At 57.1% G+C, this 10,265-nt stretch carries 10 protein-coding genes and 1 pseudogene; 6 read left to right on the top strand and 5 right to left on the bottom strand.

The genetic code is table 11. The features are described from left to right. The 6 genes and pseudogenes from PY650_RS27395 to PY650_RS27370 form a co-directional block, all read left to right on the top strand. Positions 1-89, top strand: an 89-nt coding sequence (locus PY650_RS27395; protein WP_285882758.1) for a transposase domain-containing protein, incomplete at its 5' end; no start/stop codon positions are given. Then, positions 59-433, top strand: a complete 375-nt coding sequence (locus tag PY650_RS27390) for a hypothetical protein (protein ID WP_285882747.1) — start codon at positions 59-61, stop codon at positions 431-433. The genes PY650_RS27395 and PY650_RS27390, both read left to right, overlap by 31 nt. Before the next feature lie 55 nt (positions 434-488). Further along, a pseudogene (locus PY650_RS27385) lies at positions 489-632 on the top strand (CbtB domain-containing protein); the annotation flags it as partial. Between the two features lie 175 nt (positions 633-807). After that, complete coding sequence (locus PY650_RS27380) at positions 808-1,143, top strand: DUF2326 domain-containing protein (RefSeq protein ID WP_285882756.1); 336 nt, start codon at positions 808-810, stop codon at positions 1,141-1,143. Between the two features lie 451 nt (positions 1,144-1,594). Further along, entirely contained in the window at positions 1,595-1,801 is a 207-nt protein-coding gene (locus tag PY650_RS27375) for a DUF1127 domain-containing protein (protein ID WP_285882745.1), read from the top strand. Between the two features lie 300 nt (positions 1,802-2,101). Next, the gene (locus tag PY650_RS27370; RefSeq protein WP_285882743.1) at positions 2,102-3,121 is read left to right on the top strand and encodes a GlxA family transcriptional regulator; all 1,020 of its coding nucleotides are present in this window, start codon (positions 2,102-2,104) and stop codon (positions 3,119-3,121) included. Between the two features lie 18 nt (positions 3,122-3,139). Here the strand turns inward: PY650_RS27370 and PY650_RS27365 are convergent, their stop codons facing one another. The 5 genes from PY650_RS27365 to PY650_RS27345 form a co-directional block, all read right to left on the bottom strand. Beyond that, positions 3,140-4,471: a diguanylate cyclase gene (locus PY650_RS27365; RefSeq protein ID WP_285882754.1), complete on the bottom strand. Its 1,332-nt coding sequence runs from the start codon at positions 4,469-4,471 to the stop codon at positions 3,140-3,142. Positions 4,472-4,671: 200 nt separating this feature from the next. Then, positions 4,672-5,502, bottom strand: coding sequence for a response regulator (locus PY650_RS27360; protein WP_285882741.1), 831 nt, complete (start codon positions 5,500-5,502; stop codon positions 4,672-4,674). A gap of 264 nt (positions 5,503-5,766) precedes the next feature. Next, positions 5,767-8,391, bottom strand: coding sequence for a mechanosensitive ion channel family protein (locus PY650_RS27355; protein ID WP_285882739.1), 2,625 nt, complete (start codon positions 8,389-8,391; stop codon positions 5,767-5,769). A 172-nt stretch (positions 8,392-8,563) separates the two neighbouring features. Beyond that, positions 8,564-9,124: a DUF924 family protein gene (locus tag PY650_RS27350; protein WP_285882737.1), complete on the bottom strand. Its 561-nt coding sequence runs from the start codon at positions 9,122-9,124 to the stop codon at positions 8,564-8,566. Between the two features lie 73 nt (positions 9,125-9,197). Beyond that, the gene (locus PY650_RS27345; RefSeq protein WP_285882735.1) at positions 9,198-10,208 is read right to left on the bottom strand and encodes a FecCD family ABC transporter permease; all 1,011 of its coding nucleotides are present in this window, start codon (positions 10,206-10,208) and stop codon (positions 9,198-9,200) included. Positions 10,209-10,265 lie beyond the last annotated feature (57 nt).

Here is a 10,265-nt window from a genome sequence, read left to right as displayed (position 1 = left end):
AAACACTGACCCGCATCGCAAATGGCTGGCCAGCCTCTGATATCGAGCAGCTCATGCCGTGGAACTTCAGCGCAGACGCTATCGGCTAACCGCTTACATTGAAAGCGACCGGCAGAAACCGGAGGGCACACCCTTCGGCGTCACCGCCCAGGAGCGGCGCATCACATCGATTGGGTCCAATATCGAATTCGCAAAAAATGAACTGCAGACGGTTCAAGCCTATATTGACGTCGTTTACGCGGGAACAATCACGGTGATGGCGGATGATAGCAGCGAATTGCCAATCAACTCGCTCGCGCACCTTGGTAGCGTCCTGTCAAACTACGAGCAGATGCTGTTCGATCAGATCGCGAAGCTCGAATATGAGCAGGAGATGCTGCTCTTTCCACCAGACCAGGACGAGGAGTGCGAATATGGCGAAAATATCGGATAATCAAGACGCCTGAACCCACAATGAGCGACCTACCAACCGGCACCATCAATCGACGTGGGCGGTTTTCGCCAGGCTAATGCTCTTGCTCATGATCTACTTCACGGGCGCTGAAGAAGGAGCGACCTCGCATGTGTCTGGTTCCTACGTGCACGAATTCGTTCACGATGGTCGACATCTACTCGGCTTTCCCTGCCGCTGAAGACGCTAAAAAACAAACATCTATACCTTTGTCGAGCCGCCGGCCCGCTTCAGGTTTGGCGGCAGAAATTTGTCGATTTCGCCATCATTGAAACTGTATGTGGGGTGCCGATTTATAGATCGAGGCCAGAGCCGCCTGGTGCTGGTCGCGTTTGTCCGTCGTCTAATGCAAGGTTATCGCAGGCGAGCGCAGCGGTGGCATTGCGAACATGGAAATCTTCGCTCTCGACTGCGCCCTTTTCAAAATCGTCTCGAACAGCTTGGGCGGACCGGGCTTTCTCATGCACTATAGCCATCTTTTTGACGGGGTTGATCCACGACAAGTCGCCGCAGCCCTAAAGATTGGGCACACACTCGCGGATGCAGTTCAAGGCCAGTATATCGTTACCATGAATAGCGATGCCTTCTCTAAGCTGTCGTTTCCTTCGGAATTCAACGCAAGTGCAAAGTGCTTGCCGATCGTTTTAGATGACTCGGAATCCGGCGGCCTCTTCGGGTTCAGATTTGATTGACCTGTCGCCGAGCAACAAGCGCAACCGTTGACCGAACGGCCGTTGCACAAGCCCTCGCCTTACGTCTTGCCCGCAAGCCGCGCTTCTAAGCGAAATCCCTATCCCTTGGATAAAATCCCGTTTTGTTTGAATTGCGCCGCCTTCAAATGCAGTGTCGCAACGGCGTGCGAGCGGCGTCAAATGATTGAAAAACGATAGCAGCCCTAAGGCATGCGATTCGAAAATCGCAATAGCTTTCAATTTGCGGCGCAATCTCTTGGCTGCAAAATCGCAATTTGTTGGTTTCTACATGCTTTCTGTCCTCGAACGAAAGCCCGCCAACATTCGATCGTTCAAGAATTCTAATGACAGCTATAAGATCTATTCGCTTGATTGATGCGTGAACCACTCCCATATTAGCTCGCAAAGGTCGCGACCTTTCGGGCGTCAAAGAACCGAAAGGAACCTGGAAATGACGACGATTACCTACAGAGATAGCGGCAGGATGCGGAGCACGCTTCCGTCGAGCAGCGGTTTTGTGCAATTCGCCACCCGGATTGCCGATCGTTGGCAGCGGTGGCGCACCGAGCGCGAACTCGAGTCCCTTTCAGACGATATGCGCAAGGACCTGGGCTGGCCGGCCGCTGACGAAACCAATGATCCCAAGGCTACCCGATGATTGCGATATCTCATAAATTCTGAAGGCGACGCTCAATCATGACGAGTGTCGCCTTTCGGACATTTATGCATCTAAACGCGTATTTGGTTTTATCTTGATTACCACCCATATATATATTTGGTTGCTTCTGGAAATTGCTTACCCGCCTCGTCAGCTTTCTTTATAGCGACAATTTTAGTGAACTTGCACAAATATCCCTTTGCGGCCGCTATTATCTATGCCAGTGTCGCTATTAGACCATCTGTCCGGCGCATTTGACGCAAGGTTACGGGATGGTCCTGGAGGGTGGATTTTCCTGATATGAGCAAGACTCCGATTAAGACGCGTTCCCTGGTTTTCTTCCTCGTTCCCCATTTCACCATGCTGCCGTTTTCCGCTGCGGTCGAAACGCTGCGTATCGCAAACCGCATGCTTGGTTATTCCGCCTACACCTGGCGGCTCGCCTCGACCGACGGTCAGAAGGTCTATTCCTCCAGCGGCATCGGCCTAGAGGTCAACACGTCACTGGCCGACGAGCGCCGAAATCTCGGCGGTGAAAACCGGCCGAACATGGTGCTCGTCTGTTCCGGCATCTATGTCGAGGAGTTCCACAACAAGTCGGTCAATGCATGGCTGCGCGAGACCTATAATCGCGGCGTCGCGGTCGGCAGCCTCTGTACGGGGGCGCATGTGCTGGCGCAAGCCGGTCTCCTGAACGGGAAGCGCTGCGCCATTCACTGGGAAAACCTGCCTGGCTTCTCCGAGACCTTTCCACAGGCTGAAGTCTATGCCGATCTCTACGAAGTCGACAGCAATCTCTACACTTGCGCCGGTGGCACCGCTTCGCTCGACATGATGCTCAATCTGATCGGCCAGGATTTCGGCGAAAACCTCGTCAACCGCGTCTGCGAGCAGCAGCTGACCGACCGTGTCCGCAGCCCGCATGACCGCCAGCGCCTGCCGCTACGCGCCCGCCTCGGCGTCCAGAACGCCAAGGTGCTGTCGATCATCGAGCTGATGGAAAGCAATCTCGCCGAGCCGCTGTCGCTGCTCGAGATTGCCGACGATGCCGGCCTGTCGCGTCGCCAGATCGAGCGCCTGTTCCGCCAGGAAATGGGTCGCTCACCTGCCCGCTACTATCTTGAAATCCGCCTCGACCGCGCCCGTCACCTGCTGGTGCAGTCCTCGATGCCGGTCGTGGAAGTCGCTGTTGCCTGCGGCTTCGTTTCCGCGTCGCATTTCTCCAAGTGCTATCGCGAACTCTACAATCGTTCGCCGCAGCAAGAGCGCGCCGAACGCAAGCTCACCATGTCGTCCAACCGTACGGGCGTCGTCGTCTGATACTGGCCGATGAAGCGGCTATTCCGCCGCTTCATCCGTCATCTTGATGTCGGAATAGACCTGATTACGGCCCTTGTGCTTGGCCATGTACAAAAATTGGTCGGCGGCGTTGAGGTAGTTTTCGAACGCCTCATAGCCTTCAATTTCGGCGACGCCGATCGACACGGTCACCGACAGCTCCTCGTCATCTGCGTTCACTTTCAGGTTCGAAAGATTGACGCGTACCTCGTCGCAAACCGCGGTAGCGGCGCGTGAATCCATCTCGGTGAAAAGGATAGCGAACTCCTCGCCGCCAAGCCGGGACAGCAGGTTTTCGCTGCCTTCGAACAAGGAATGAAGCCGGCGGGCGACGGCCTTCAACACCTGATCGCCGATCTCGTGGCCATAGGTGTCGTTCAGATGCTTGAAATGATCGATGTCGAGGATCGCGACGGAGGTCGGCCGGTGATGGCGCAGGCATTCGTTCACGATCCGCGGGCCATGATCGTAGAAATAGCGTCTGTTATAGAGCCCGGTCAGATAATCGCTTGCTGCAGCGGCGCGCAATTGCTTGATCTGCATCAACGTTTCGACGTTGATCGCGATACGGCATTGCAGCTCTTCGGCCACGAACGGGCGATAGATGAAATCGCTGGCGCCGGCCTTTAGAAACATCGCCGACAGCAGCCGGTCGGTCGAAGAGGATATGCCGATGACCCGCATCCGATCCGAGCCGTAGCGATGGCGAATACGCCGGGTCAGTTCATAGCCATCCATATCGGGCATATGATGGTCGGTCACGACCACTTCAATGTCGCCATATTCGTCAAGGACAGCCAGGGCTTCGACGCCAGTACCCGCTTCGGCGACCTTAAACTGCTGTGCCTCCAGGAGTTCCACCAGCACGCGTCGCGCCGACGGCAGATCATCCACCACCAGCACCCGTGTGCTGCGATTGGAGATGGCACGCCGCACGGTGGAAACGAGAGTGTCGAGGGCGAACTCGTTGTCCTTCAGAACATAGTCGACAATGCTGCGCTCCATGATGCGGTTGCGCATGTCCATGTCGAAAGACGCCGTGAAGACGATGGTGGGAATATGGTGGGCGATGGCAACATCCAACGCCTCGCCATGGGGTGAATCCGGCAAATTGAGGTCGACCACCGCCATGGTGAAGCCATGCTCGCCGACTGCCAGCTCTTGATTCAATTGCTTCAGCGAGGCGCAGTGGGTGACGCTCAGACCGAGTTCGGTTTGGAAGCGATGAGACAGGACGGAAGAGAACATACGCGAATCTTCAACCAGAAGTATATTCTGGCCGCCACAGCGATGGCTATTGCCATCGCTGAGGAAATCCGCGCGAAACACCATTCCCCTTAAGTCCTCCCAGACCACACGGTACACACCGATCGTCGCTGCACGTTGTGAGCGAAACAACATCGCCCGTCAGTTCCATCGTGAACAGGATTCGTGAAGAAATTGGAACCATAGATTGCAGAAATCTTGCACAAAAGATGAATTATCCTCATATTTTGTATTTCTGAATATCGGTCGATCCCTCTTCCGGCACGTCAGGCGCTCAGCTTTAGCTGCCGCATCGACTGTATCTGCAGCAGCGTGTCGAGATTTTGGTTCACGCGGCAATAGAATTCTTCGTCAATGAACGGCCGCAGAATGAAATCATTGCCGCCCGCCTTGAGAAAGCGCGCCGATAACAGCCGGTTCGTGGAAGACGAGACACCGATGATGCGCAACTCATGCGAGCCTACGCTTGCACGGATACGGCGCGTCAATTCGAAACCGTCAATATCGGGCATGTTGTAATCGGTGACCATCAGGCCGATGTCGCGATTGGCCTTCAAGATCTCCAGCGCCTTGGTGCCGTTCTCGGCCACGCTGACGCGGAAATTATAGCGCTTCAGGCGGCTGGACAGCAGCGCACGTGCCGTGGCGCTGTCGTCGACGATCAGTACGTGATGCTGATGATTGGTAAGGAAGCGGCAGATCGATTCCGCCAGCAGATCGACCGCAAAGATATTGTCCTTTAAGATGTAGTCGACAATGTCCTTCGCGATCAGTTCATCGCGCATGCCTTCCTGAAACGTGCCGGTGAAGACGATCGTCGGAATGCTGAGATCGACCAGATATTCCAGTGCCTCGCCCTTTTCCGCGCCTGGCAGATTGATATTGGAGATCGCCAGCCGGATCGGCTCGGACGATTTATCATAGGCAAGCTGCAACTCATCGAAATTCCTGCAGATTTCGATGTCGATATCGAAGAGTTCTTTCAGCTTCGTGCTGATCATCGACGTGAAGACATTGGAATCCTCGGCGAGAAGAATGCGCGCTCCAGCAAGCGAGCCGCCGGAATATTGCATTCCCGAAATACCCAAAAATGGCATGATAAAACCTGCTAATAGAAAATCGTCCCCAGCTCAATTTTCTAAAGCAAAGCGCTTGAATTTTTATTAAGTGGACTGGTTTCCTATTCATGAAAAGGCGACCACCGGGTCGCCTCCTCGATACTTTGGCTGACATAACGAGGACGCCGACCTTTCTGTGGATTGACATGCGGGAAATCGCTTTTTTCGTATTTTCATGCGGCTCGGACGAGGATGGTTCACCATCCTCGTCCGTTGCCAGACAATGGATTTGTCGCGATCACCTTACTGGGCAGACGCCCTGCCGCGACGACGGCCAATGCTCTTAGTCTCCTGCGGTAATTCTTCTTCTGCCGGTGGAGCGATGTCCGGCACGACAGTTTCGCTTCCGACTTCCGGTCCATCCGCCGAATCGACGAGATTGGTGCTCGCCAGCAGATCGGTCTGCCTGCCTCGCCTACCGTCGCGAACGATGTGCAACTCCTGATGAGGATAGGGAATGGCAATCCCCTCCTCGCGAAAACGTTTCAGGATATCGATGCGCAGATTGTTGCGGATCTCCATGCCGTCGGACAGATCGGAGAGATAGAACCGCATCTCGAAATCGAGCGCGGACGGACCGATGCGCAGGAATTCGACATGCGGCTCCGGATTTCTGAGCACCTTCGGGATGGCGCGTACGAGCTCGAGCAGAATATCCATCACCTTCCGCGGATCGGAATCGAAACTGACGGAAATCGGGATTTCCGAGCGCGCCAGCCGGTTGCGGTGGGTCCAGTTGCCGACCGAGCCGTTGATCAGCTCCGAATTCGGCACGATGATCGACTGTTTGCGGAAGGTTTCGATCTCGGTCGCGCGCACCGAAATGCGCTTGACGATGCCTTCGGAGGTACCCGATACGATCCAGTCCCCGACCTTGAAGGGCCGCTCGACCAGAAGGATCAGGCCCGAGACGAAGTTCGACACGATATTCTGCAGGCCGAAACCAATACCGACCGAGAGAGCACTGGCGACGAGCGCCAGGCTCGACAGGTCGATGCCGGCCGCTGAAATCGAGATGATCGCCGCTACGGCGACGCCGAGATAGCCGATGCCGGTCTTGACCGAGTTGCGGACGCCCAAGTCCACCTGACCGCGCGCCATGACGTTGCTGTCCAGCCAGCGCTGGAACCAGCGCGTCACCAGATAGCCGCCCGCAAAGAGCAGCACGCCCGCGAAAATTCCGACCAGCGAAATCGACATATTGCCGATGCGGATCTCGGTGAACAGCCGATAGGCAAGCAGCTCCAGATCCTGGATGTGGAACCCCCAGGACAGCAGGATCAGCGGAATGCCCGTCAGAAGCGCGACCGCGTAGGTCGCAAGGCCTGCGCCAAGACCGGCCTGATCGAGCGCGACGTCACCGAGCTCGAAGCGGTTTTCGAGGAAACGTCCGATGGCCGTCTCGGCAAAAACGCCTTGCCGCGATACCGACTTGCCGAGCTGGAAGCCGAGATACATGGTCACCAGAACCGCGCTGGTGACGATCAACTGCGTTGCGATGAAGCGGGCCAGGCCGACATAGCCGATAAAAGCCGTGAAGATCAGCAATATGCCGAGCACCCGCAGGATGATCGCCATGCCATGCGGCCAGTGACGACCGGGAGCATCGGGGTCACCGTTCTTTGCGAGGATCGGCGAGCCGAAGGAAGCAGCAATCAGAATCAGCCCGATCAGCAGGGCCGCAAAGAAGCTCTTGGCCACCGTGACGACAACCGGAGAGCCCATGGATTCGCTAACACGGTCGAAAACGTAGTCAAGACCATTGACCACAGCCATGGCCTGCATGCACCAAGTCAGAGAGCGGGCTCCCTTGTTGGACAGTTTAACGAGGCGCCAATGCGGCCTGAAGGGCGCGAAAACGGCATTGGTTAGACGCCCGACGAAATAGACCAGTCCGATGAAGCCGAAGAGAGCAGCCAGTATCGGCGCAATGTCCGGCCGCAGCACGTTGAAATTGGACAGGAAAAAAAACGACGTCACGAGGAACGCGACGAGCGACAGCGTGCGGATCAACGTCGACCAGAAGGCGACCGAGAGGCGGCTAATATAGGGCGGATTTTCGATGTTCTCGTCCCGCACATAGTACCTGCGGAACAGCCGGTAGCCTCCGGAAAGGAAAATCAACGCCGCACCAAGCGACAGGAGGAGAGCGGTCAGGAGCGAACCAAGCTTGGCCTTAACAACGAAGCCGATCCAACTTGTCACGGCATCGCGGAATTCGATGCCCTCGTTACCCAGCGCAGCGCCCGCATCCTCGAACGTGCCGGCAGAGATTCCGGTACGCTTGAACAGCGTCTCGGCAAACAGTTTGCGACGCACTTCGATCAGCTGCATCGCGACACGGTTGGCCGCAGCAACCAGATTGTCGGCATCGACGCTCACAGCGCTGATTTGCGAACGTTCCGCGGCGAGACGGTCGCGCTCCTGGGTGACGATCGCCGCTTCCGGCGGCTGACCATCCTTGGGTGGCGGGCCGAGCTGCGTCAGGCGCGCATCGATCTCGGTGGAGCGCGGCTTCAGCCGCGTCGAAATTGCCGCTACGGAACGGCTGAGCTCATCCACCCGTCCGGAAAGCGCCACCAATGCGCTGTCATCAGCGCCGTCTTCCTTGGCTTCCGCCTCGATCGAGGCAAAGTCCTTCTTGGCCTTGCTGAGGTCGGCAACGGCGGCGTCCAGCAGACCATTGGCAAGCTGTGGCGACTGCGGCGCCTGACCAGAAGGCTGTTGTTGCGTTTGCTGAGCGGGCTGCGCTTGCTGCTGATTTTGCGCGAAGGCGTGCCCAGCCGCCAAAGGACCAGCCGCCACGGCGGCGCTCAATCCCAAAAGGAGCGCGGACAAAAATCGGAGACGGTGTTTCAGCAGGCGCAAGCAAAGCTCCTCGTCGCAGATAAACTCGCCGGCGGCTGATTAAACGGTTTTGCCGCACGAAAAAATGGAAAACGGGGTCTTCCCATACTGTAATAGCGAATTTCACATTCCCTACGCGTACGCCTTGTAAGGCAAAGAAAGGCGACACAAAGGCATTTATACCTTTATTCCTTCAGAATCCTGCTCCGGGTTGTGCAAGATAGTCTTCCTCGGCCCTCGTTGATGCGCGTCCAAGGATGGAGTTGCGATGCGGAAAGCGGCCATAGGCAGCAATAACGGCATGATGCCGGAGCGCATAGTCGATCTGTTCTTCGAGACCGAGCGCGCTGAAAAGAGAAACGGCCCGATCCTGTTCTGCAATGTCCTCCGCATGCTCGAACGGCAGGTAGAAGAATATCCGCCACTGTGCCGGTAAACCGCGATCCGCGCCGACCTCCACAGCGTCTTTCGCTTCCTGCAGCGCCAAACCATCTGTCGCAAAAGCAAGCGGTGTGCCGCGATAGATATTGCGGGCGAACTGATCGAGCACGATAACCGCTGCCAGGCGCCTTTCGGGCGTTGTCCGCCAATGATCGGGCACCCCCGCAGCCAATGCCAAATGCGTGTCGCGAAACCGACGGCACATCTCTTCGTCCAGAGCAGCGGTCGAGCGGAACCAATCCTCGTTCGTGCACTCCTCGAACCAGAAGCTCAAGACCTCTTCAGGTGTGCAAACAATCGGACTTGCGGCCATTCCTTCCCCCCGGTATCACCGTCGGGAAATAGGTCCATCGGCGACGAACGACAATGGCGAGACCGTTCGTTGCTCAGCTTTTTCGCAGAATCAGAATGAAAGCGACACCCCCGACCAGACCGGTGACAATGCCGATTGGCATGTCCTGCGGCGCCATGATCAATCGCGCGGCGATATCGGCCCAGATCAATGTCAGCGCTCCAAAGGCGGCGCTGAGCGGCACGACGCGGACGTTGTCGCCGCCGACGAACAGCCGGACGAAATGCGGCACCATCAGCCCGATAAAGCCGATCGCTCCCGAAAAGGCGACCATGACGCCCGTCAGCAGCGCCGTGACAACGAATAGCAGGAAACGGAATTGCCACACGGCAATGCCCAGCGTCGCTGCCGTCTCGTCACCCATGACAAGCGCATTCAGCTCCCGTGATTTTATGATCAGCACGACAAGGCAGACGAGGAGCACGCCGGTCGGATAGATCAGATGCTGCCACTGCGCCAGCCCGAGACCGCCGAGCATCCAGAAAACGACCGCATTTGCTGCCCTGGGGTCGCCGAAGAAAATCAATAGATTCCCGAGTGCGGTAAAGACAAAGGCGACGGCGACGCCTGACAGCACCAGCCGGTCGGCTGAACGTGAGCGCGTCAGCCTGGTCACCAGCGCCACGGCGGCCGTTGCGAGCAGCGCGCCGGCGAAAGACAATAACGGCACGGTCAACTGCCCGAGGACGAGCCCCGTGTGCAAGAGAGCCAGGATCGCACCGAAAGCGGCGCCTGAAGAAACGCCGAGAAGATGTGGATCAGCCAGCGGATTTCTGGTCAGCGCCTGAAGGACCGCGCCGCTGACCGCAAGTCCGGCGCCCACCAGCACGGCCAGAATGACACGCGGGAAGCGCACGTCCCAAACGATGCTCTCCAGTCCGCCTGACCACGTGACCGGAAACAAGCCGGCGTGCAGCTTGTTGGCGACGATCGACCAGACGGTCGCAAATGGAATGGGTGCTGCGCCGAACGAAACGCCAGCGGTGATCGACATGGCGAAGAAGGCAGCAAGGAGAAGAATAAGGTTCGGAAGGCCAAGGCGCATGCGAAAATCCAAGAGACAAACCGATCCGTCCAGTGATCGACTGGACGGATCGGCATC

It is taken from the genome of Martinezella calliandrae (assembly GCF_030272695.1).
Lineage (GTDB): Bacteria > Pseudomonadota > Alphaproteobacteria > Rhizobiales > Rhizobiaceae > Rhizobium > Rhizobium calliandrae.
The sequence above is the reverse complement of the archived record's forward strand: the minus strand, read 5'-3'. Positions and strand labels throughout refer to the sequence as shown.

Bases quoted from the DNA above. Each gene is read 5' to 3' on its own strand.
- PY650_RS27345 (WP_285882735.1), bottom strand. From the start codon at position 10,208: ATGCGCCTTGGCCTTCCGAACCTTATTCTTCTCCTTGCTGCCTTCTTC.
- PY650_RS27375 (WP_285882745.1), top strand. From the start codon at position 1,595: ATGACGACGATTACCTACAGAGATAGCGGCAGGATGCGGAGCACGCTT.
- PY650_RS27365 (WP_285882754.1), bottom strand. From the start codon at position 4,471: ATGGTGTTTCGCGCGGATTTCCTCAGCGATGGCAATAGCCATCGCTGT.
- PY650_RS27360 (WP_285882741.1), bottom strand. From the start codon at position 5,502: ATGCCATTTTTGGGTATTTCGGGAATGCAATATTCCGGCGGCTCGCTT.
- PY650_RS27370 (WP_285882743.1), top strand. From the start codon at position 2,102: ATGAGCAAGACTCCGATTAAGACGCGTTCCCTGGTTTTCTTCCTCGTT.
- PY650_RS27350 (WP_285882737.1), bottom strand. From the start codon at position 9,124: ATGGCCGCAAGTCCGATTGTTTGCACACCTGAAGAGGTCTTGAGCTTC.